Origin of the sequence: Meiothermus cerbereus DSM 11376 (genome assembly GCF_000620065.1) — a bacterium.
In the GTDB taxonomy this organism is placed as follows: domain Bacteria; phylum Deinococcota; class Deinococci; order Deinococcales; family Thermaceae; genus Meiothermus; species Meiothermus cerbereus.
Map to the genome: position 1 here is coordinate 111,487 of NZ_JHVI01000004.1, position 20,900 is coordinate 132,386.

The following is a 20,900-nucleotide window of genomic DNA, read 5'->3' on the forward strand; positions in this document are numbered from 1 at the left end:
CCATGGAGAAGCTGATTGTGGCTGGCCCCAAGCGGCTGGCCCGGGAGCTTTTGGCTGAGCTGCAAAAGGCTGGGGTGGTGCATATTGACCCCCTGCGCCCTGATGAACTGGGCGAGTACCGCTTGTCCCCGACCGAAGAGGCCGAACTTAAGCGCTGGGAAGCTGTGGTCTCGCAGACCGAGCAGTCGCTGGCTGTAGCCGGCCTGACCCCGCTGGCGGGTGGCAAGCAGTTTGCGGGGTCGCTCGAGGAGGCCGAGGTCGTCCTTCGTCCGGTGGCCCGTCGGGCCGAGGTGCTGGGCAAGGAGCGCGCGGTGCTGGAAGAAGAAATCCAGACCATCGAGCTGTTCGGTAAAGCCGTCGAAAAGCTGGCTGCGCTGGTGCAGGGGCTGGACGAGAGCCCCCGGCTGGGGGTGATCCCGTTTTTGCTGGCCAAGCCGGAAGAACTCGAGCCGGTGCGTAAGGCCCTGCAGGATGCCCTGGGCGACCGTTTCGTGCTCGAGGCCGAGCCCCTGGAAAACCAGGTGGCGGCGGTCGTGGTGGTCAGGCGTAGCGAACTCGAGCAGGCCCGCTCCTCGCTTTCCCGCTTGGGCCTGGCCGAACTGCGCCTTCCCGGCAACTACGGCACCCTGTCCATCACCAAGGCCGCAGCCCGCATGAAAGAACGGGCCAAGCTGGCCCCCGAAGAGCTATTGGGCATCCGCGAAGAGATCGCCCGACTCTCGAGGGAGTCCAAAGATGCCCTCTTGCACCTGTGGGCTCGAGCCAAGGACGAGGTGGCCCGCTACAAGACCTCTGCCGATATGGCGGCGGGCAAGTACGGGATTGCCCTTATGGGCTGGGTTCCCCAAAAATCCAAGGGTAAGGTGGAGGAAGCCCTGGGCCGCCTGCGCGACCAGATTGTCTACACCTTCGAACCCGTAGACGAGCACCACGAAGGGCATCAGGTTCCCGTAACCCTGGAAAACCCGGCCTGGGCCAAACCTTTTGAGCTTTTGCACGGCTTCCTCAACACCCCCGCCTACGGCGGGCACGACCCCACCCTGATGATCGCCATCTTCTTCCCGCTGTTTTTCGGCATCGTGGTAGGGGATATCGGCATAGGCCTGCTTTTTTTGCTGGCTGCCCTCTGGATGGCGGGTAAAGCCCGCCGCGGCGAGACCCTGCGTATCGATTTTCTTGGGGCGGCTTTCGGCCCTGATGTGCTGGGTAAGCTCTCCATCATTGGAAAATGGATGGCGGGCTGGGCCATCTTCTGGGGGGTGCTGTACGGGGAGTTCTTCGGAACCTTCCTGGAGAAGCTGCGCCTTCCCGGTATGTTTGGCCTGAAGGACGGCTGGCGGGTCTTCTATCCGACCGGCCCCGGCTACGATCCCGAGAAGTACTATGGCCTGATCCCCATGGTCATCAACCGCCTGGATTTCGCCCAAACCGCCAATGGCCTGATGGTCTTTGCCATTATGTTCGGGGTTTTCCAGGTTCTGTACGCTTTCTTCTTGCGTATGCGCCTGGGGCTCAAACACGGCCACATGAAGCACTTCTGGGAAGGCTTCGGCTATTTCTCGGGTCTGGTGGGTCTGGTGGCCTTCGCCTACAACTTCCTTACCCAGGCCAACATCGCCATCCTGAACATCGTCTTTGTGGTGGGCATCATCCTCTTCCTGGTAGGCGTGGCCCTCTCGCGTGAAGTGCTGATGATTGCTGAGCTACCCGGTAAGGGTGGGCAGATTCTAAGCTATATCCGTTTGTACGCGGTGGGGGTGGCAGGGGGTGTGCTGGCCAGCCTGGCCAACCAGGTGGGCTTTGGCCTGGCGGAGCGTTTTGGCTTTATTGGCGGTGTGCTGGGATTTTTCATCGGTCTGATCCTGATCCTGGCGATCATCGTCATTACCACCCTGGGCCACGTGATCCAACCCATCCGTTTGCTGTGGATTGAGTTTTCCACCAACTTTGGCTTTTTCGAAGAGAGCGGACGGCAGTACAAGCCCTTTAAGTCGGTTAAGGAGCAGAATAGCTAGGGGTGCGTGGCGCCCAATAAACCAGTCCATAATGTGCTGTAGGCACATGGAACCAAGTACCAAAAGGAGAGAAACCATGAAGAGTGTAAAGCTAACCAAGACCCTCTTGATCGTCGCTGTTGCCATTCTTGCCACTGTAGCCTTTGCCGCCGAGGAAGGCGCCGCCGCCGGCACTTCTCTGGCTGCCATCGGTAAGGGCCTGGCCATCGGCCTGGGCCTGCTTGGTACCGGTATGGCCCAAAGCGCCATTGGTGCGGCAGCTGTGGGGGCAGTGGCGGAGGACCGTCGCAACTTCGGTACGGCCCTGATCTTCTTCCTGATTCCCGAAACGCTTGCCATCTTCGGTCTGGCTTTCTCGTTCCTCATCAACTAACGCGGATGGCCGATAGTCGATGGCTCATAGTTTTTTTTCTTTAGCCATACGCTATCAGCCATCGGCTATCAGCAAGAAGCACAAAGAGGAGCCAAATGTCAAAGCTTGAAGATATTCTGCAAAACGAAGTGGCCGCCGAAATAGGCGCGATTGCCGCAGAGGCTGAGGCCAGGGCTAAAGCGATTGTAGATGCCGCAATGGCCAAAGCCGAGGCACTCAAAGCAAACAAACAGCGCCAGCTCGAGGCCGACCATGCAGCCGCTTTGCGTCGGGCCGAGAGCGCCGCCGAACTACTGCTGAGCCAGGCCCGCATTACGGCCAGGGGCCAGGCCATGGAGCGGGTTCGGGCCGAGGTGGGGGACAGCCTGCAAAAACTGACCCAAAAGCCCGAATTTGCCACCATCCTGCACCAGCTGGCCGATGAAGCCTTGAGCAACATTGGCAAGGCCGAGTCGGTAGTGGTTAATCCGGCCCATGCCAGCTTGTTGAATGAATGGGCCCAGAGCAAAGGTTTGCAACTCAAAACCGACCCCTCCATTCGCGATGGGGTTCGGCTGGTAGCGGTAGGAGGGCGGGCATTCGTACAAAACACCCTGAGCGAGCGCCTCGAGCGGGCCTGGGATGCTTTGTCGGCCAAGGCGGCCAAAGCCATCTGGGGGTAGTGTGCTAACCCGTAACACGTTTGCCTACCTTAACGCCCGCGTGCGCTCGAGGCGAAGCCAGGTGGTTCCAGAGGCCTTTTTTCAACAGGCCCTGAGCCTGTCGTTCCCGGATTTTTTGCGCCTGCTGTCCGAAACGGTCTACGGGGCAGACCTGGTGGGCGACTCCCTGGCCGATGTGGACCGCGCGGTGACCAACCACCTGGCCCGTACAGTGGGTGACCTGCCGGGGCTGGTCTCGGGTGAAATGCGAGCGCTGGTCAGCCTGCCCCTGTTTCGCGCCGACCTGATTAACCTCAAGGCCATCTTGCGGGGTAAGCAGAGCAACAAAACGCCCGAGGAGATCAAGGCAACATTGCTGGGTGGAACCCTGAAAGAGCCGCTCATCAACGCCATGATCCAGGCCCCGGATGCGGCCAGCGTGGCCCAGATTCTGCAAGTGCCGGGGCATCCTCTGGCTAAGGCTTTGCGCAGCGCAGCAGCGGGCAACCCCGACCTTCTGGCCCTGGAGGTTGCGCTGGATCGGGAGTTTTTTGCGGCCAGTTTTGAGAGGGCCAAGAAGTTAGGGCAGAGCCGGATTTCTGCCTACTTTGCCCTCGAGGTAGATGTAACCAACCTGAACACCGCCTTCAAGCTGCAGGCCCTGGGGGCCAGCCTCCCCAACCTGGATGGCTACTTCATTGCTGGGGGCAGGTACCTGGGCCGCGCGGTGTTTGGCCGAATTGCCTCGGGGGACCTGGCGGCCCTCGATGCGCTGGGCGGTACCCCCCTTGCGCCCGCCATGGGGGCCCGCACCCTGGGCGAGCTCGAGCGGGCTGTGCGGGGAATTATGCTGGCCAGGGCGGCTTCGGGCGCGACCGATAGCCTGGGCGGTGGGCTGGTGCTCGACTACATCCAGCGCAAGCAGTGGGAGGCCAGCCGTATTCGCCTGCTGGCTCGGCGCGCCTACTTCAACCTGCCTGCCGAGGCTGTGGCAAAGGAGATCGCATGAAGATCGGTGTGCTGACCGATATCGAGACGGCCTCCGGCTACCGCATTGCGGGCCTCGAGGCGGTTACGGCTGGCCCCGAGGAGGCCGCCCGGAAGCTCTCGGAGATGGTTCAGTCGAACCAGTACGCCCTGATCGCTGTAGACCAGCGGCTGCTGCCCGACCCCAACAAGGCGGTCGAGCGGGTCATGCGGGGGCGCAATGTGCCGGTGCTGCTCTCGCTGCCCAACCTGCTCGACACCTTTAGCGGTGCAGGCGATGCCAAGGCCTACATGCGCGCTCTGGTGCGTGAGACGATGGGGTTTGACATCAAGCTATAAGCCCATAGCCGATGCTGGGCAGCTATCATCAAGAAGTCATTTGCTGCGAGCTAAGAGCATCCGAAGGAGGATACGTGGGAGTCATCAAAAAAATCGCAGGGCCGGCGGTCATTGCCGAGAACCTGCAAGGCGCCAAGATGTACGACATCGTGCGCGTCGGTAATGAAAAGCTGGTGGGTGAGATCATCCGCTTGGATGGTAACACCTGCTTTATTCAGGTCTACGAAGACACCAACGGCCTCAAAGTCGGCGAGCCGGTGGTTACGACGGGCCTGCCTTTGGCCCTGGAGCTGGGGCCGGGCCTTCTGAACGGCATCTTTGACGGGATTCTGCGTCCTCTGGACAAGATCCAGGCCGTTTCGGGCATCTTCATTAGCCGGGGTATCGAGGTTTCCTCGCTGGATCGCACCCGTAAGTGGGACTTCACCCCCCTGAAAAAGGTGGGCGACGAGGTCAAAGGGGGCGACATCCTGGGTACCGTGCCCGAGTACAGCTTTACCCACAAGATTCTGGTTCCACCCGATAAGGCGGGCCGCATCAAGAGCATTGTGGGTGCAGGCCAGTACACCATCGACGACACCATTGCTGAGCTCGAGGACGGTACCAAGCTGCGCCTGGCCCACTACTGGCCGGTGCGCAAGCCACGGCCCATCCAGCGCAAGCTCGACCCCAACCAGCCCTTCCTGACCGGGATGCGGATTCTGGACGTACTCTTCCCGCTGGCCGCGGGGGGTACGGCGGCCATTCCCGGCCCCTTTGGATCGGGAAAGACCGTAACCCAGCAGTCCATCGCCAAGTTCGGCGATGCCAACATCGTGGTGTATGTGGGCTGCGGTGAGCGCGGCAACGAGATGACCGATGTGCTGGTGGAGTTCCCCGAGCTGGAAGACCCCCAGACCGGCCGCCCCCTGATGGAGCGCACCATCCTGGTGGCCAACACCTCCAACATGCCGGTAGCGGCCCGCGAGGCCAGCCTGTACACCGGCATCACCCTGGCCGAGTACTTCCGCGACCAGGGCTACAAGGTCTCGCTGATGGCCGACTCCACCAGCCGCTGGGCCGAGGCCCTGCGCGAGATTGCCTCGCGGTTGGAGGAGATGCCCGCCGAGGAAGGCTACCCGCCCTACCTGGCCTCGCGCCTTTCCAGCTTCTACGAACGGGCCGGCAAGGTGGTTACCCTGGCCGGGGAGCAAGGCGCGGTCTCGGTGATCGGGGCGGTCTCGCCGGCGGGCGGCGACTTCTCCGAGCCCGTCACCCAGTCCACCCTGCGTATTACCGGGGGTTTCTGGGCCCTGGACGCGCAGTTGGCTCGAGCCCGCCACTTCCCCGCCATCAACTGGGCCCGCTCGTACTCCTTGTTCCTGGGCAGCCTCGAGTCGTGGTACCGCGAGAACGTGGCCCCGGACTACCCCGAGGTGCGCACCCAGATCATCACCCTGCTGCAACGCGAGGCCGAACTGCAACAGGTGGTGCAGCTCGTGGGCCCCGATGCCCTGCAGGATGCCGAGCGGCTGAGCCTGGAAATTGGCCGTATCGCCCGTGAAGACTTCCTGCAACAAAACGGCTACGACCCGGTGGACGCCAGCTGCTCGATGGCCAAGGCCTACGGCATCATGCAGATGATTATTGCGGCCTACAAGCAGGGCGAGCTGGCCCTCTCCAAGGGGGCTACCATCTCGGACTTCCTGAACGACCCGGTCATCGAGAAGATCGGGCGGGCGCGTTACGTGCCGGAGGCCGAGTTCCCCGCCTATAAGGCCGAGTTCGACCAGATGATCAAGACCGCCTTCTTGGGTGCGGTCAAGGCGTAAGGAGGTTTTGATGCTCAAAAAAGAATATAACGCCGTAACTTACGTCTCCGGCCCGCTTTTGTTTCTGGAAGGGGCTTCCGACCTGGCCTACGGCGCCATTGTGAACATTGATGACGGCACGGGCCGCATTCGCGGCGGCCAGGTGATCGAGGTCTCTGACCAGTACACGGTTTTGCAGGTCTTCGAGGAAACCTCGGGGCTGAACCTCGAGCACACCACGGTTTCGCTGGTGGAAGATGTGGCCCGCCTGGGCGTCTCCAAGGAGATGGTGGGCCGGGCCTTCAACGGTATCGGCAAGCCCATCGACGGCCTGCCCCCGGTGGTGGCCGATAAGCGCCTGCCCATCAACGGCGCCCCCATCAACCCGGTGGCCCGCGAGAAGCCTGAGGAGTTCATCCAGACCGGGGTTAGCGCCATTGACGTCAACATGACCCTGGTGCGCGGGCAGAAGCTGCCCATCTTCTCCGGTTCCGGTCTGCCGCACAACGAGCTGGCCGCCCAGATTGCCCGTCAGGCCAAGGTGCTGGGCGAGGGCGAGGGCTTCGCGGTGGTGTTTGCCGCAATGGGCATTACCCAGCGCGAGGTGAGCTACTTCATGCAGGAGTTTGAGCGTACCGGGGCTTTGAGCCGCTCGGTGCTCTTCCTCAACAAGGCCGACGACCCCACCGTGGAGCGCCTGCTGACCCCCCGCATGGCCCTCACGGCTGCCGAGTACCTGGCCTTCGAGCACGACTACCACGTGCTGGTGATCCTCACCGACCTGACCAACTACTGCGAGGCCCTGCGCGAGATTGGTGGGGCCCGGGAAGAGATTCCGGGCCGCCGCGGCTACCCTGGCTACATGTACACCGACCTGGCCTCGCTCTACGAGCGTGCGGGCGTGGTGCACGGCAAGAAGGGCTCGGTGACGCAGATCCCCATCCTCTCGATGCCCGGCGACGACATCACCCACCCCATCCCCGACCTGACCGGCTACATCACCGAAGGCCAGATCTTCATTGCGCGCGACCTGGCCCAGCAGGGCATCTTCCCGCCCATCAACGTACAGCCCAGCCTCTCGCGGCTGATGAACAACGGTATCGGCAAGGGCAAGACCCGCGCCGACCACAAGGAGCTGGCCGACCAGCTTTTCAGCTCCTACGCCCGTGGGGTGAACCTGCGCCGGTTGGTGGCCATTACCGGCGAGGACGCTCTGACCGAGATGGACAAGAAGTACCTGCGCTTCGCCACCAACTTCGAGCAGAAGTTTATCAACCAGGGCCAGAAGGAGCGCTCCATCGAGGAGAGCCTGAACATCGGCTGGGCTTTGCTCGCCGACTTCCCGCCCTCTGAACTCAAGCGTATTCGTCGCGAGTACATCGAGCAGTACCACCAGAAGACCGGCAAGCTTGAAGAGCTGGTGGGAGCTTAACGCATGAAAGGCGTGGAAAGTAGAAAGAGAAAAGTAAAGTCAAGGGCTCTTGGGTTTCCTTTCCACTTTTCTCTTTTCTCGCCTTTTAGGGGTTAAATTATGGCTGAACCTGTCTCACCGACCCGCTCCACCTTGCTGGCCAAACGCGACCAGAAGCGGCTGGCCTTGCAAGGCGTGGAACTGCTAAAGAACAAGCGGGACGCCCTGATTGGCGAGTTTTTCGCCCTGGTGCAAGACTCGCTCAAAGCCCGCGAGGCCCTCAACAATGCTGCTAAGGAGGCGTACTTCAGCCTGCTGATTGCCAAGGCTTTCGATACCCCCGAGGCGGTGGAGTCGCTTTCGGGTAACCCCATCGAGGTGCAGATAGAGGTAGAGAGCCTTTATGGCGTTAAGGTGCCCAGGATTTCTGCGCCAACCTCGGAAGGAGGCTTGTCCTTTAGTCCGATTGGGGTAGGGGCCAAGACCCTCGAGGCCGCCACCGCCTTCCGCCGCCTGGCCGAGGCCATCATCGCGGTGGCCAACACCGAAAACCGCCTGCGCAAGATCGGCGAGGAGATCAAGAAAACCAACCGCCGGGTGAATGCCCTCGAGCAGATCTCCATCCCCGAGATTAACGAGCAGATCAAGTTCGTTACCGACACCCTCGACCAGCGCGCTTTGGAGGAGGTGACGACCCTCAAGCGCATCAAGGCCGCCATTCTGGCCCGCGATGCCGAGGAGCAGGGCATCGTCTCGGCGCATATCGAGAAAGGCGCTGGGTTATAGGGCACCACGCAGTTTGCATACCCCGCCGAAAGGCGGGGTTTTTTGGTTTGCCCTCGAGCCTATTTTTTGAGTGCGCTCGAATGCTCCAAATATACGACGAAGCGGTTTTTGTCCCCAAATCAATACGCGGAGCGGAACTGTCTTCTGCTTTTGAGAATGGCGACATCAATGAGATGCGCACGATAGAATGAGCCGCAATGCTTGATTTTTTCGTCGGATTGGGGTTGTTCTTGCTGGCATTGGTAGTGGTGCGTCGCCTGGGCTGGGCCTGGGGGGTGGTGGGGGTCTGGCTCAACCTGTTGTGGTTTATCTACCAGAACGAACTGGGCCAGGGCTGGCTGTTTTACATGCGCGGGGTGGGGCTGGCCTTTGTGCTGGCGGCGGGCTATCGGCAGTATGGGCTGGCCTGGGCCCTGCTGCCCTGGCCACTGCTTGTGGTGGGGCGTTTTGAGATGCAGATGCTCTGGCCCTACTTTCCCGCCTGGGGCGAAGGGCTGATGCTGGGGGCGGTGTTTTACTTGCTGGTGGGGCTTTTTAAGAGGCCCTGATACAGCTCGGGGCGGCGCTGGGGGAAGACGGGGAAGTCCTGGCGCAGCTTGGCGGGATAACTGGGGTCGAGCGCCACCACCCCAAGCCCCTCGCTTTCTACCCGCAGCAGCTCCATGCCCAGGGGGTCTACCGCCAGGCTGGGCGCACCAAAGGGTTCTTCGGCGTGGTTGACCGCAACTAGGTAGGCCTGGTTTTCGGCGGCCCGGGCTTTGCAAAAAAGCTCCCAGGCGTAGCTGCGGCTCATGGGCCAGGCCGAGGGAATCAGGAATAGACTGACCCCCTGTAGGGCATAGGCACGGAAGAGCTCGGGGAAGCGCAGGTCGAAGCAGATGGCGATGCCAACCTTGAAGCCCCCCAGCTCGAGCGCAACCAAATCCTGCCCCGGAACCATGGTCTCGGGCTCGCCAAAGGCGGGAATCAGGTGGGTTTTGGTGTAGCAGGCCCCCTGGCCCGCGGGCCCCATGACCCTGGCCCGGTTGGCGTGGCGCTCGCCGGCCTGCTCCAGCACCCCGGCGACCAGGGTCATGCCGGTTTGGCTAGAGAATTGCTCGAGGTGCGTCAGCACGGCTGGGGTAAAGGCAGCATCGGCAAAGCGGTAGCCGCTGGGGAATAGCTCGGGCAGCACCGCGACCTGTGCGCCTTCCTGGTGGGCCTGGTGGAGGAGCTCGAGAGCCTTTTCCAACGTGGCCTGGGGGGTTTCGCGGGTTGCCAGGTGCAGTAGGGCTACTTTCATGCTTTCTCCCGCAAGCGGTAGGCCAGATAGGGCAGGCCCAGTCCCAGGGCGCTTCCCAGCAGTGCGGCCCAGAGCTGCCCGCCCACACCCAAGAGCCCTCCGACGGCCTGTGCCAGCACCAGCGCGGCCAGCACCGCCACATACAGCGGGATGACAAAGGGTTTACCGCTGCCGTACTGCACCAACCCGGCCCCCACCAGCGTTGCTACGGAAAGGGTGGCGCCAAAGGGGCTGGGCTGTACAAAGAAAAACCAGATAAAGCCAGCTATTCCAGCATAGATGAGGGTACGGGCCAGCCAGTCGGGTGCTAGCGAGCGCTCCAGGAATGTGCCCAGCTTGCTCAAACCCGGCCTCCAAAGCGTATCAGGACTTGATAAAACGCCAGACGATGAGGCTCGACAAAATGAGCCCCAGGCCACCCCAGGCCACCTGAGGCTCGCTGCCCGCAAAGCCCAGCAGTGCGGCCAGCACACCTGCGCTCAGGAAGCCAGGCGCATACTTTGGATTGACGGTCAGTCCCAGCAGGAACGCTACCAAAAAACCCGAAACTGCCGGTGGCATACTGGCCCCCACCGCTACTACCACAATTAACAAGCCCAGGGTAATTACCAGGCCTACGAAATAAGCCCCTGGAAAGGGTTCCTTGCTCGGTTTGTCTGTTGCTTTCTCTGCCATGTGCTATACCTGCTTTATAGCTTACCGCTTTTGGATGAGCTTGGCACCTAAGCAGCTTCGTTCGCTGGGCTTTCCCTGGGCATTGTTATGCCTGTGCTGGTGGGCGGCATTTTGCTATTGGCTAGCGTCAGCAGTCATGTTAGCATTCTTTGCTAGCTATGGCCCTCATTGTCCAAAAATATGGCGGAACCAGCGTGGGCGACCTCGAGCGCATTCACAAGGTGGCCCAGCGCGTCCACCACTACCTCGAGAAAGGACACCAGCTTGTGGTGGTGGTCTCGGCCATGGGTCGTATGACCGACGAACTGATTGCCCTGGCCAGGCGGGTGAACAAACGTCCGCCTCAGCGCGAACTCGACATGCTTACCACCATTGGCGAGCAGCAGTCGGTGGCCTTGCTTTCGATGCAGCTCAACGCTATGGGTATTCCAGCGCGGGGGTTTACCCAACACCAGATTGGTATAACTACCGATGGGCGCTACGGCGATGCCCGCATTTTGCGGGTAGAGCCCACCCTCATCCAGCAAGCCCTGAACCGGGGAGAAGTGGCGGTGGTGGCGGGCTTTATGGGCACTACCCCCGAAGGCGAACTGACTACCCTGGGGCGCGGCGGCTCCGATACCACCGCAGTTGCTCTGGCAGCGGCCCTGGGGGCGCGGGAGTGCGAAATCTTTACCGACACCGAAGGGGTTTATACCACCGACCCACACACCATCCCTGAGGCGCAAAAACTCAACAAAATTGGCTACGACCAGATGCTGGAGATGGCGGCCCTGGGAGCGCGGGTGCTGCACCCCCGGTCGGTCTACTACGGCAAGCGCTATGGGGTGAGAATCCACGTGCGCAGCAGCTTTTCCTATAACCCTGGCACCATTGTTACGGAGGATGGAATGGAACTCGATCGCCCAGTGACGGGGGTAGCCCTCGACGACGAAATTGCCCAGATCGGTCTGATAGGCATTCCGGATCGGCCCGGCATTGCAGCCCGGGTCTTTGAAGCCCTAGCCCGCAAAGGCGTGGCCGTAGACATGATTATCCAGGGGGTTCCCGGCCACGAAGCCAGCCGAACCCAGATGGCTTTTACCGTTAACCAAGACTTTGTCGAAGAGGCCTTGGAGGCCCTCGAGCCCGTTCTGGCCGAGATTGGCGGCGAGGCCCAGCTGCGCCGGGACATCTGCAAGATTTCCATCGTGGGGGTGGCCCTGGCCTCGACCCCCGGCATTCCGGCCCGGATGTTCCAGGCCCTCTTTAGCGCCGGGGCCAACATCGACATGATTGCAACCAGCGAGGTGCGCATCTCGGCCATTATCCCCTCGCAGTACGCCGAAGCGGCCCTGCGCGCAGTGCATAGCGCGTTTGAGCTGGATAAGCCGGTGGAAAAGTAACAGGCGAGAAAAGTGGAAAGAGAAAAGGAAAATCCAGAGCTTTTGACTTTTCTTTCCTCTTTCCCCTTTTATCTTTCCTCGCCTGTGGGGGTCATATGAGTGAAACCACCAACTACTCTGGCAAACAATACCTGAGCTGGCAGGATATTACCAACCTGGTTTCCAAGCTGCTGGGCCAGGTCAACCCCAACGACTTTGACTGCATTCTGGCGGTAACTCGAGGTGGTATGATTCCGGCCTGCCTGGTTTCCGAGGCCACCGATCAGCGCAACATTCTGACTGCTGCTGTGATGTTTTACACTGATGTGGGCGAGACCATCAAAGACCCTGTTTTTCTCCAGTTTCCCTCCGATAGTTTGCTGTATGGTAAGCGGGTACTGGTTGTAGACGACGTGTGGGATTCGGGTAAAACGGCTGTGGCGGTGCGCGAGCGCATCCGGATGGCCGGTGGACGTCCTCAGGTAGCGGTCTTGCACTACAAACCCAGCAAAAGTCAGTTCCCCGCTGACGGCCCCGACTACTACGCTGCCGAGACCGAGGCCTGGATTGTGTATCCCTGGGATCCGGCCCAGGGCTGGACCACCTTGGGCCAGGGGGCCAGCCAGGCCTGAAATACGGCAAGTGCGGTGGAGGGGCAGATTTAACTAGCCGCTCACAACTTGAATTGCTGTGAAAGGTGCGATAAGCGGGCCTTACCGAGGTGAGGCCCGCTTGGTTTGTCCCGAAGGGGAAATAGCAAAATGCCGTAAGACTAACGCCCGAAGCGTTCGGGTGAGCGTTTTCCCCCTATTGCTGCTACGGGCGGAGGCTCCTACTACTTGATCAGGCCCAGTTGCAGCACCGCGTCGCGCTCCTCGGCCAGCTCTCTGGCGGTAGCGTCCATCTTGCTGCGGCTGAACTCGTTGATATCCAGGCCCTGCACAATTTCAAAGTCGCCGTCTTTGCAAACACAGGGGTAGCTGTACACCAGCCCTTCGGGGATGCCATACGAGCCGTCGGAGGGAACAGCCATGCTGACCCAGTCGCCCTCAGGGGTGCCCAGGGCCCAGTTGCGCATGTGGTCGATGGCCGCGCTGGCTGCCGAGGCCGCCGAGGAAGCGCCGCGGGCTTCAATAATTTCAGCCCCGCGCTTGGCGACTTTGGGAATGTAGGTATTGACGTACCAGTCGTGGTCGCCTACCAGCTCGTAGGCATTTCTGCCCCCAACTTCGCAGTGGAACAGGTCGGGGTACTGGGTGACGGAGTGGTTGCCCCAGATGGTCATCTTCTTAATCTCGCTTACGGGCACCTTTAGGCGGGCCGCCAGCTGCGAGATGGCCCGGTTGTGGTCGAGGCGGGTCATGGCGTGAATCTGACGCGGCGAGAGGTTGGGGGCGTTTTTGTAGGTGATGAGGGCGTTGGTATTGGCTGGGTTGCCTACTACCAGCACCTTTACATCTTTGCGGGCGTTGTCCGAAAGAGCGCGGCCCTGGGCGGTGAAGATGGCGCCGTTGGCCTGGAGCAAGTCGGCGCGCTCCATGCCTTGTTTGCGGGGCATGGCCCCTACCAGCAGGGCATAGTCGGCGTCGGCAAAAGCTATGTTGGGATCGTCGGTGGGTACGATGCCTGCCAGGGTGGGGAAAGCACAGTCCTCGAGCTCCATAACGACCCCATTCAGGGCCTTGAGGGCCGGGGTAATCTCCAAGAGCTGCAGGATAACCGGCTGGTCTTTGCCGAGCATCTCGCCTGCGGCAATGCGGAACAGCAAGCTATAGCCAATTTGACCGGCTGCACCAGTAACTGCGACACGTACAGGGGACTTCATCTGAAAGCTCCTTTCAATGGGTTGTAACCCATCTCTGCCGTTCACGATAATAACGCGCCGAAGGCCCAATGTCGAAGGACAAAGGTCGGGGGTAGTTACACCATTGAGGGGTTTTCAAAAAAATGCTTATCAGGCCCGCTTCCATTGGGAAGCTCGAGCCCCAGGTGGCCCTGAGCCGCGCGCGGCTCGGCATGTAACCTGCATCTAGACCACAAATACCCTCTGGGCGTAACATTGCCACATGACCGTGAGCCGCTACTACGATGTGAAGCGCGATGAGCGAGGTAAGCGCTACCTGGAGCCATTTATCGAGGGATCGCTCTTGCTGGGGCTGCCCCTTTTGAACAAAGGAACGGCTTTTACGCATGAAGAGCGCAAAGCCCTCAAGCTCGAGGGCCTCCTGCCCCCCCACGTGACCAGCCTAGAGGAGCAAAAACAGCGCAATTATCGGCGCTACTGCCTGATCGAAAACGACCTGGAAAAACACATTTTTTTGCGCAACCTGCAAGACCGCAACGAGGTGCTTTTCTATGCCCTTTTCGCCGACCACATGAGCGAAATGCTCCCTATCCTCTATACTCCTACGGTGGGCGAGGCGGTCAAGCAGTTCTCGCATATTTATCGCTATCCACGGGGATTTACGGCCTCCACCGACAACATCCACGAAATTGAGCAGGCCCTCTCCAACGTGCCCCTCAACGATGTGCGGCTGGCCGTTGCCACCGATTCTTCGGCCATTCTGGGCATCGGCGACCAGGGTTTTGGAGGGATGGCGATCTCCATCGGCAAACTTTCCATCTATACCGCTGCCGGGGGTCTGGGCCCCGACAAAGCCCTCCCTATCGAGCTCGACGTGGGCACCAACCGGGCCGACCTGATCAACGACCCGCTCTACCTGGGGGTGCGCCACCGCAGGCTTTCGGGGGATGAATACTTCGCCTTTATGGATCGCTTTGTGGAGGCTTTCTGCAAGCGCTACCCCAACGCGGTCATGCAGTGGGAAGACTTTGGCAAGGACACGGCTTTTACTGTGCTCGAGCGCTACCGCAAGGTGCTGCCCTCCTTCAACGACGACATCCAGGGTACCGGAGCGGTCACGCTGGCGGGGGTGCTCTCGGCTTGTCGGATTAATGGTCAGCGCCTTTCCGACCAGCGCATCCTGGTTTATGGGGCCGGGGCGGGGGGCATTGGCGTGGCCCAGGCCTTGCTCGAAGGCCTTATGCGCGAGGGCCTGAGCGAGGCAGAGGCCTTAGAGCACCTGTTTGTTCTCGACTCCAAGGGCTTGCTGCTCTGCAACCGCAGCATGGAAGCCTACAAGCAAAAGTTCGCCAAAGACCCGGCCCTGATTCAGGACTGGCCCATCGCGGGCGAGGCGCCCAACCTGTACGAAACAGTGGTGAACGCGAAGATTACCGTCTTGTTGGGGCTTTCTGGCCAGGTGGGGTCGTTTACCGAACCCATCGTGCAGGCGGTGCAGGCCAACGCCGAGCGCCCCATTATCTTTCCGTTATCCAACCCCACCAGCTCGTCGGAGGCGTTTCCGGAGGAAATTTTGCGCTGGACGCGGGGCAAGGCGCTGGTGGCTGCCGGGAGTCCCTTTGCCCCGGTGGAGTTGGACGGCCAGGTTTACCCAATCGGCCAGGGGAACAACGCCTTTGTGTTCCCAGGGCTAGGTTTTGGTACGGTACTCTCTAAGGCTAAAGAAGTCTCCGACGCCATGGTGCTGGAGGCGGCCTACGCCCTTTACGACTACACCAGCAAGCACCACCCCGACCGGGTATACCCGCCCACCTCCGAGTTGCGTGAGGTGAGTCAGTATGTGGCCTCGAGGGTGATTCGCCAGGCCATGAAGGAGGGTTTGGCCCGCGAAGAGCGCCTGAAGGGGCTCAGCATGGAGGCCATCCAGGCCTATGTGGCGGAGCGGTTCTGGCAGCCGCGGTATCTGCCCTACAAGATGGCGACCAAGGCCTAGTAACCCCATATGGGGGTTGGATCGCGGGCTTGAATACGCTCAACTCAGCATTCACAGGTGGGCCTTCTGCGCATTACTGACATAAAACCTGTAGATTTTCGTATACTTAAGGTGTCAAGGGCTTTTAGCCCGGTTTATATATGGACAAGAAAGACCGCCCGGTATACATCATTTCGGTTGCTGCCGAACTGGTGGATATGCATCCCCAGACCCTGCGCCTGTACGAGCGCAAAGGTCTGATTCAGCCCAAGCGCTCGGGCGGCAAAACCCGGCTGTATTCAGAACGGGATGTGGAAAAGCTGCGGGAGATTCGTCGCCTGACCCAGGAGCTGGGGGTCAACCTGGCCGGGGTGGAGGAGATCATGAAGCTGCGCGACGAGTTGTGGGCGCTCGAGCAGCGGTTTCGAGAGGAGGCCGAGCGATTGAAGCAGGAGCTAGGGGATAAGCTCGAGGCCCTCAAGACGCCCCCAGCTCTACCACCTCCTGGCGAAAAAAGCAGAAAGACCGACGATAAAGAGCGGCCCGTCTACATCATCTCGGTGGCCGCAGAACTGGTGGGCATGCACCCCCAGACCCTGCGGCTCTACGAGCGGGAGGGCCTGGTTGCGCCCAGCCGCACCTCAGGCAAAACCCGCCTGTACTCCGAGCGAGATGTGGAAAAGCTGCGGGAGATTCGCCGCCTGACCCAGGAGCTGGGGGTCAACCTGGCCGGGGTGGAGGAGATCATCCGCCTGCGGGATGAGCTGGACATCCAGCAAAACCGTCTGGAGTCGGAAATAGCCCGCCTGCGCCTGGCCTTGTTGCGTGAACTCAAGCAGGAAAAAGGCGAGGTGCAGAAGAAAGCCAGATCCTCGGCAGGCTGAACTGCTGCACTGGAAATTCAGGGCCCAGCCAGGCTGCGCTATGGTGGTCGTCGCTTTTTTGCCGCTGCCCAAAAACGACGCATGTTTTCGAGTTTCCCAGCGGCAAAAGATACGCCTGAAATGGTCTTCTTCTTGATTGGGATGGCACCCTTCCCGTTGAAGACCGCTCTAACGAAGCCTCAGCGGGAGCCGCAAGGCATAGGCCAGCCCAATAAACACCCCCAGACCTGCCAGCCCCCCAAGGATGAGCGGGGGGATGTTTTGCAAAAAAAATGCTGGGAGGCCAAAGTGTGCCGCTACCAGGTAAGCCACCCAGCCTGCCGGTGCGGCTGCCAGGATGGTTTTTGCGACCATTCCCCACACCTCGGCCTGCGCTGCCATCTGAAAAGCTTGCAACTGCCGGGCATAAAGAGCCAGGCCCAGCCAGCCTGCGACCACTGTAGCCAGGTTCAACACAAACAAGCCCTGCTCGCGCAGCAGCCAATAGCCAAAGGTGTTGAGCAGCGCCACCACTACCGTAACCCGCACGGCCTGGCTTACCTTCCCCACTGCATAGAAACCCCGCAGCAGCAACTGGTTTAAGCCCCAGGGGAGCAGGGCCAGGCCCAGGGCCATCACGGTCTGGGTGGTAAAGGTTCGGTTGGCCTCGGAGAAGTTGGCGGTAATGGCGTAGAGCAGGCCTACAATCCAGGGGGCCAGCGCCACCATCATGGCTGCCGCGAAGGCCAGGGGCACCGCCAGCCGGGCCATGATACGGTGGAGCAGCTCGCGGGCTGCGGGCACGTTCTGGCCACCTGCCAGCGCAGACAGACGGGGGAAAGCGGCCATAGCGGGTGAGACGGCCAGCAGGCCCAGCGCGGTAGTAAAGATGAGCTCACCGTTTTGGAAGCCCGTGACGGCTGCTGAGGGGTAGGCAGCTAGAATGCTCAACAGAACCAGGTTCAAAAACTGCCGCACCGAGGTGGTGAAGGCAAAGGGGCCAATCCGGGCCAGGGCTAGGCGGAAGGCCGGGTGCCATTTGAACTCGAGCCGGTACCCTTTGAGGGCAGGGAGCTGTACCAGGGCCTGTAAAGCCCCCCCCAGCGCGACCGATAAGCCCAAAGCCACCACGCTGTCTGGAAAAAGCAGCATCAGCGCTATAGAACCCACGTTGAAGGCCATCGGGCTGAAGCTGGTAATACCGAAGCGCTCACCCGACTGAAGCACCGAAGAAAACAGCGAAGCCATTGAGATGGAGAGCAAAAAGGGCATCACCAGGCGAACCAGGAGCACCAACTGCTCAAAAACCGTCGGGTCGCGCAGGGGGCTGGCCTGGGCCAGGGAAAGCTCGGCGAGCCACAGCAGGGCATGGGCAACCTGGGGGGCAAAGAGCAGGCCCAGACCCAGAATCACCAGATTGATGCCCAGCAAAAACGCACCAAAACGCCGGGCGAACACACGGGATTCTTGGGGTGGGAGGCTGGTCAGTACCGGGATTAGGGCGTTTTGAATGGCCCCCTCGGCCAGCAGCTCGCGCAGCAGGTTGGGAATACGGTAAGCCACCCAGAAGGCATCTTTGATGACATCCGGCAGTGGCAGGTTGGTGAGGATGGTCTGGCGTACCTGGCCCAAAAGCCGGCTGGAAAGGGTGCCGGCCATGACCAAAAAGGTGTTGCGAAGGATGCGTGACATATGGATGGGGGGTTGGCGCCTCGAATGCTTCCAAAGGGATTTATACCAGATGGGTTTGGTTTTTGGCCGGGAAAACCAACCGAAGGAATGCGGCTAGATTTTGCGCCGGGCTGGGCTGCTCATATGAACCCCGCCTGAATCGTTCCGTTGGGGATTGTCAGAGCACCCTGGCTTTTCGAGCTGTTGCAGATCAATCTCTCCAGCGCACTTGACTGCCTGCAGGCGATTTGTAGACCTCCAGGCGGGCAGGCAGGCGTTCGGCCAGGGCTTCGACGTGGGTCACGATGCCCACCAGGCGGCCCTGGGTGGGCAGGGCCTCGAGCACCCCGGCTACTTGCTCTAGGGTTTCGCCGTCCAGGGTACCAAAGCCTTCGTCAAGGAAAAGTGCCCCGATTCTGCCGCGCGAGAGGTGCTCCGAGAGTGAGAGGGCCAGGCATAGGCTGGCCATGAAACTCTCGCCCCCCGAAAGGGTGCGCACTGGCCGCAGGGCATCGGTCCAGCGGTCGAATACAAAATACTCACCATCCTCGAGCTGCAGGCTATAGCGGTTTTGCGAGAGGGAAGCGATCAGCTGGGAAGCTCGGCCCAAAAGCCCGGACTGGTAGCGCTCGAGCAAAAAGTCCTGGAAGCGGTCGCCCTTGAGGTCGCCCGCGAGCTGCTCCCAGAGGTCGATTTGCTTGTCCAACTCAGCTTTTTCCTGGAGGAGCTGGCGCTTGCGCTTTAGCTGCTCTTCCAAGCGCTTTAGGTCGCTCCTCTTGCCGCCCAGGCTTTTCTTGATCGCATCGAGCTCCCGCTCGAGGCTGTCTTTGAGGCTGCGCTGTTCGGTTACCTGATCCGGGGTGATGGGGGGCTGGCCTCTTAGTTTTTCCTCCAGCGCCCCCAGGTTGCTGGCGATCTGGGCCCCCTCGAGCTCGTCTTCTTTGATCCGCTTTTGCAGCGCCTCCATTTCTTCTGGGCTCAGGCGGGCGCTCCGGGCCGCCTCGAGGCTGTCGAAGTTGGCTGCGCGCAGCAGGGCTAGCAGGCTTTCCCGCTGGCGGGCCAGGTTCAGCACCCGCACCACCTCGGCCTGGCTCTGGATTTTGCCTTTTAGCTCGGCAACCTGGGCCTCGAGCCGGTCGATCTCTTGCTTCAAGTCCCGCAGGGTCTGGAGCTCTTGCTCGAGCCACTTCACGTAAGCCGCAACCTCCTTACCCCCGGTGATGGTTCGAACCTCTTCGGCCAGGGCCGCAAGGCGCCGGGTGCGCTCTTCCCTGACCTGCTCGGGGCTGCCCAGGGCTTGGGCCTGGGCCTCCAGCTCGGCGTGGGCTTTGCGGGCTTCTTCGGCCTCGGCGCGCAGCTTGTCTAGCTGTTCTTGCAGCCGGGGCAGGCGTTCTTCCAGGTCTTTGAGGCGCTGCTGGGTAGCCGCATACTGGGCCCTTAGCTCGCCAAGGGTGGTTTCCAGGTGCTCGACCTGGGCCTCCAGGGCTTGCAGATCGGCCTGGGGCTTGGGCGGGGGCAGGTTCTCGACGGGATGCCCGCAGAGGGGGCAGGGCTCCCCCTGCTTTAGGTGGGCGTGGTACAGCCCCAGGCCCTGCTGAAGCTTCTCGCGCTCGAGGGCCTGCTTGGCTTCCTCCAGCCTGGCTTTGTGCTGCTTGCCGGTATCGGCCAGGGCCGCAAGGTTCTGTTTGAGTTCAGCGCTTAGGGTCTGCGCCTGTTGCAATTCCTGCTCAGCCTCTTGTAGGCGGGCCTGGGCACGCTGTGCGCCGATGCGGGCCTTTTCTAGCTCGGCAAACACCCGCTCAGCGTCGCGCAGCTGGTCGAGGCGGTCTTCGTCGAAGGGCAGCGGGTGGGGGTGGCGCAAACCCAGGCTGCCGCCGTAGCGCTTGAGGCTGGCCTCCTTCGAGCGCAGCAAGGGAAGCTGGTGCATTTGCTGCTCCAGCGCCTGGTGCTTTTCGGACTGGTACCTGGCGCGAAGGTCGCCAAACTTGGCCTCGAGCTTTTCCAGCTTCGACTGGTCTTGCCCCAGGGCTTGCTGTTTCTGTTGCAGCTCGGCTTCCGCTTGCTGGATTGCCTCGACCTGCGGCCAGATGCGCTCGGCTTGTTGGGCCCGCGCAAGCCGGGCGGCCACCTCGGCGATGCGGGGTCGCTCGTTTTCCCAGGTTTGCTGGCGGCGGCGCCAGGACTCCAGCTCACCCCATAGCCCCACCAGCTCCTCGAGCTTCTTGAGGGTTCGCTCGGCCTCTTGCAGCTTTTGGGTGAGCGCGCGCTCGCTTTGATCGAGGGCTGCGATTTCGTCTCGCAGCGCCCCCAGGCGCTCTTCCTCGGCCTCGGCCAGGGCGGCCAGCTCCCCTTCCAGGCGGGCTTTTTGCTTTTTCAGATCCTCGAGCCGGCCCATTACCCGCTCCCGCATGGCCTTGAGGGTTTCCAGGCCGTAGAGCTTGATCAGGGTTTCGCGCCGTTCTTTGGGCGAGCCCCGCAAAAACAGGTCGAACTGGCCCTGCGGCAGCAAAATGGCCCGGGTAAAGGTATCGTAGTCCATGCCCAGAATCTCGGCCAGTTTGGCATCGAGCTCCCGCACCTTTTCCGAGGCCGGGTGGATTCGCCATGCGTCGTTCTGATGGAACTCGAGGCGGTTCTGGTTTTCCTTGCCCACCACCCGCACCACCCGCCAGAGCTGTTCACCGACGGCAAAAGTGAGCTCTACCCTGGCTGCGTCGGCCTGGGGGTGTTTGAGGTCCTTCAGGCCGGTCGCGCCGATGCGTGGGGTGGCCTTGTAGAGGGCATAGGTGATGGCGTCGAGCAGGGTGCTTTTGCCCGCGCCGGTGGGGCCGGTGATGGCAAACAGACCCAGATCGGGGTTGAAGTCGACCGTTTGCGCTTGGGCATAGGGGCCAAATCCGTCGAGGAGCAGTTTGATGGGTCGCATA

19 protein-coding genes are annotated in these 20,900 nt (G+C 61.2%); 13 read left to right on the top strand and 6 right to left on the bottom strand.

Features of this window, described 5'->3' with window-relative positions; translation table 11 throughout:
- Positions 1–2: 2 nt before the first annotated feature.
- The 9 genes from Q355_RS0101840 (at position 3) to Q355_RS0101880 (ending at position 8,890) form a co-directional block, all read left to right on the top strand.
- On the top strand, positions 3–2,015 hold the full coding sequence (locus tag Q355_RS0101840) for a V-type ATP synthase subunit I (protein WP_084496002.1): 2,013 nt from the start codon (positions 3–5) through the stop codon (positions 2,013–2,015).
- A 76-nt stretch (positions 2,016–2,091) separates the two neighbouring features.
- Positions 2,092–2,388 carry an ATP synthase subunit K gene (locus Q355_RS0101845; protein WP_027876215.1) on the top strand — a complete coding sequence of 99 codons (297 nt, stop codon included), beginning with the start codon at positions 2,092–2,094 and terminating at the stop codon, positions 2,386–2,388.
- 95 nt (positions 2,389–2,483) lie between these two features.
- Positions 2,484–3,050: a V-type ATP synthase subunit E gene (locus Q355_RS0101850; RefSeq protein ID WP_027876216.1), complete on the top strand. Its 567-nt coding sequence runs from the start codon at positions 2,484–2,486 to the stop codon at positions 3,048–3,050.
- On the top strand, positions 3,010–4,038 hold the full coding sequence (locus Q355_RS0101855; protein ID WP_051529263.1) for a V-type ATPase subunit: 1,029 nt from the start codon (positions 3,010–3,012) through the stop codon (positions 4,036–4,038). The genes Q355_RS0101850 and Q355_RS0101855 overlap by 41 nt, the downstream gene beginning before the upstream one ends.
- Entirely contained in the window at positions 4,035–4,355 is a 321-nt protein-coding gene (locus Q355_RS0101860; protein WP_027876218.1) for a V-type ATP synthase subunit F, read from the top strand. The genes Q355_RS0101855 and Q355_RS0101860 overlap by 4 nt, the downstream gene beginning before the upstream one ends.
- 74 nt (positions 4,356–4,429) lie before the next feature.
- The gene (locus tag Q355_RS0101865; RefSeq protein WP_027876219.1) at positions 4,430–6,166 is read left to right on the top strand and encodes a V-type ATP synthase subunit A; all 1,737 of its coding nucleotides are present in this window, start codon (positions 4,430–4,432) and stop codon (positions 6,164–6,166) included.
- Between the two features lie 10 nt (positions 6,167–6,176).
- Complete coding sequence (locus Q355_RS0101870) at positions 6,177–7,577, top strand: V-type ATP synthase subunit B (RefSeq protein ID WP_027876220.1); 1,401 nt, start codon at positions 6,177–6,179, stop codon at positions 7,575–7,577.
- Between the two features lie 99 nt (positions 7,578–7,676).
- Positions 7,677–8,342, top strand: coding sequence for a V-type ATP synthase subunit D (locus Q355_RS0101875; RefSeq protein WP_027876221.1), 666 nt, complete (start codon positions 7,677–7,679; stop codon positions 8,340–8,342).
- 197 nt (positions 8,343–8,539) lie between these two features.
- Complete coding sequence (locus Q355_RS0101880; protein WP_027876222.1) at positions 8,540–8,890, top strand: hypothetical protein; 351 nt, start codon at positions 8,540–8,542, stop codon at positions 8,888–8,890.
- Here Q355_RS0101880 and Q355_RS0101885 read toward each other — a convergent pair.
- The 3 genes from Q355_RS0101885 to Q355_RS0101895 are packed head-to-tail and all read right to left on the bottom strand — an operon-like array spanning position 8,857 to position 10,299.
- Positions 8,857–9,624 (bottom strand): carbon-nitrogen hydrolase family protein, encoded by a 768-nt coding sequence (locus tag Q355_RS0101885; protein WP_027876223.1) that lies wholly within the window; start codon positions 9,622–9,624, stop codon positions 8,857–8,859. The two genes, Q355_RS0101880 and Q355_RS0101885, sit on opposite strands and share 34 nt — an antisense overlap.
- Positions 9,621–9,968, bottom strand: coding sequence for a hypothetical protein (locus Q355_RS0101890; RefSeq protein WP_027876224.1), 348 nt, complete (start codon positions 9,966–9,968; stop codon positions 9,621–9,623). Before Q355_RS0101890 ends, Q355_RS0101885 begins: the two co-directional genes overlap by 4 nt.
- A gap of 19 nt (positions 9,969–9,987) precedes the next feature.
- Positions 9,988–10,299, bottom strand: a complete 312-nt coding sequence (locus Q355_RS0101895) for a hypothetical protein (protein WP_027876225.1) — start codon at positions 10,297–10,299, stop codon at positions 9,988–9,990.
- Positions 10,300–10,457: 158 nt separating this feature from the next.
- Between Q355_RS0101895 and Q355_RS0101900 the strand changes: the two genes are divergently transcribed.
- Both Q355_RS0101900 and Q355_RS0101905 read left to right on the top strand, forming a co-directional pair.
- A complete protein-coding gene (locus Q355_RS0101900; protein WP_027876226.1) occupies positions 10,458–11,684 on the top strand; it encodes an aspartate kinase in 1,227 nt (408 codons plus the stop codon).
- 95 nt (positions 11,685–11,779) lie between these two features.
- Positions 11,780–12,295, top strand: a complete 516-nt coding sequence (locus Q355_RS0101905; RefSeq protein WP_027876227.1) for a phosphoribosyltransferase — start codon at positions 11,780–11,782, stop codon at positions 12,293–12,295.
- Positions 12,296–12,498: 203 nt separating this feature from the next.
- Here the strand turns inward: Q355_RS0101905 and Q355_RS0101910 are convergent, their stop codons facing one another.
- Positions 12,499–13,488 carry a malate dehydrogenase gene (locus tag Q355_RS0101910; protein ID WP_027876228.1) on the bottom strand — a complete coding sequence of 330 codons (990 nt, stop codon included), beginning with the start codon at positions 13,486–13,488 and terminating at the stop codon, positions 12,499–12,501.
- Between the two features lie 241 nt (positions 13,489–13,729).
- On the opposite strand from Q355_RS0101910, the gene Q355_RS0101915 reads away from it, so the two are divergent.
- Entirely contained in the window at positions 13,730–15,460 is a 1,731-nt protein-coding gene (locus tag Q355_RS0101915) for an NAD-dependent malic enzyme (protein ID WP_027876229.1), read from the top strand.
- Between the two features lie 140 nt (positions 15,461–15,600).
- Entirely contained in the window at positions 15,601–16,323 is a 723-nt protein-coding gene (gene hspR, locus Q355_RS0101920; protein ID WP_027876230.1) for a heat shock protein transcriptional repressor HspR, fused homodimer type, read from the top strand.
- Positions 16,324–16,491: 168 nt separating this feature from the next.
- Here the strand turns inward: hspR and murJ are convergent, their stop codons facing one another.
- Together murJ and Q355_RS0101930 are read right to left on the bottom strand one after the other, a co-directional pair.
- Complete coding sequence (murJ, locus tag Q355_RS0101925; protein WP_084496004.1) at positions 16,492–17,994, bottom strand: murein biosynthesis integral membrane protein MurJ; 1,503 nt, start codon at positions 17,992–17,994, stop codon at positions 16,492–16,494.
- Positions 17,995–18,184: 190 nt separating this feature from the next.
- A complete protein-coding gene (locus tag Q355_RS0101930) occupies positions 18,185–20,899 on the bottom strand; it encodes an AAA family ATPase (RefSeq protein WP_027876232.1) in 2,715 nt (904 codons plus the stop codon).
- Between the last annotated feature and the right edge of the window lies 1 nt (position 20,900).

What these genes read in the sequence shown, in the direction of transcription:
- Q355_RS0101840 (WP_084496002.1), top strand. Translation starts at nt 3, where the DNA reads ATGGAGAAGCTGATTGTGGCTGGCCCCAAGCGGCTGGCCCGGGAGCTT.
- Q355_RS0101845 (WP_027876215.1), top strand. Translation starts at nt 2,092, where the DNA reads ATGAAGAGTGTAAAGCTAACCAAGACCCTCTTGATCGTCGCTGTTGCC.
- Q355_RS0101850 (WP_027876216.1), top strand. Translation starts at nt 2,484, where the DNA reads ATGTCAAAGCTTGAAGATATTCTGCAAAACGAAGTGGCCGCCGAAATA.
- Q355_RS0101855 (WP_051529263.1), top strand. Translation starts at nt 3,010, where the DNA reads ATGCTTTGTCGGCCAAGGCGGCCAAAGCCATCTGGGGGTAGTGTGCTA.
- Q355_RS0101860 (WP_027876218.1), top strand. Translation starts at nt 4,035, where the DNA reads ATGAAGATCGGTGTGCTGACCGATATCGAGACGGCCTCCGGCTACCGC.
- Q355_RS0101870 (WP_027876220.1), top strand. Translation starts at nt 6,177, where the DNA reads ATGCTCAAAAAAGAATATAACGCCGTAACTTACGTCTCCGGCCCGCTT.
- Q355_RS0101875 (WP_027876221.1), top strand. Translation starts at nt 7,677, where the DNA reads ATGGCTGAACCTGTCTCACCGACCCGCTCCACCTTGCTGGCCAAACGC.
- Q355_RS0101880 (WP_027876222.1), top strand. Translation starts at nt 8,540, where the DNA reads ATGCTTGATTTTTTCGTCGGATTGGGGTTGTTCTTGCTGGCATTGGTA.
- Q355_RS0101885 (WP_027876223.1), bottom strand. Translation starts at nt 9,624, where the DNA reads ATGAAAGTAGCCCTACTGCACCTGGCAACCCGCGAAACCCCCCAGGCC.
- Q355_RS0101895 (WP_027876225.1), bottom strand. Translation starts at nt 10,299, where the DNA reads ATGGCAGAGAAAGCAACAGACAAACCGAGCAAGGAACCCTTTCCAGGG.
- Q355_RS0101900 (WP_027876226.1), top strand. Translation starts at nt 10,458, where the DNA reads ATGGCCCTCATTGTCCAAAAATATGGCGGAACCAGCGTGGGCGACCTC.
- Q355_RS0101905 (WP_027876227.1), top strand. Translation starts at nt 11,780, where the DNA reads ATGAGTGAAACCACCAACTACTCTGGCAAACAATACCTGAGCTGGCAG.
- Q355_RS0101910 (WP_027876228.1), bottom strand. Translation starts at nt 13,488, where the DNA reads ATGAAGTCCCCTGTACGTGTCGCAGTTACTGGTGCAGCCGGTCAAATT.
- Q355_RS0101915 (WP_027876229.1), top strand. Translation starts at nt 13,730, where the DNA reads ATGACCGTGAGCCGCTACTACGATGTGAAGCGCGATGAGCGAGGTAAG.
- hspR (WP_027876230.1), top strand. Translation starts at nt 15,601, where the DNA reads ATGGACAAGAAAGACCGCCCGGTATACATCATTTCGGTTGCTGCCGAA.
- murJ (WP_084496004.1), bottom strand. Translation starts at nt 17,994, where the DNA reads ATGTCACGCATCCTTCGCAACACCTTTTTGGTCATGGCCGGCACCCTT.
- Q355_RS0101930 (WP_027876232.1), bottom strand. Translation starts at nt 20,899, where the DNA reads ATGCGACCCATCAAACTGCTCCTCGACGGATTTGGCCCCTATGCCCAA.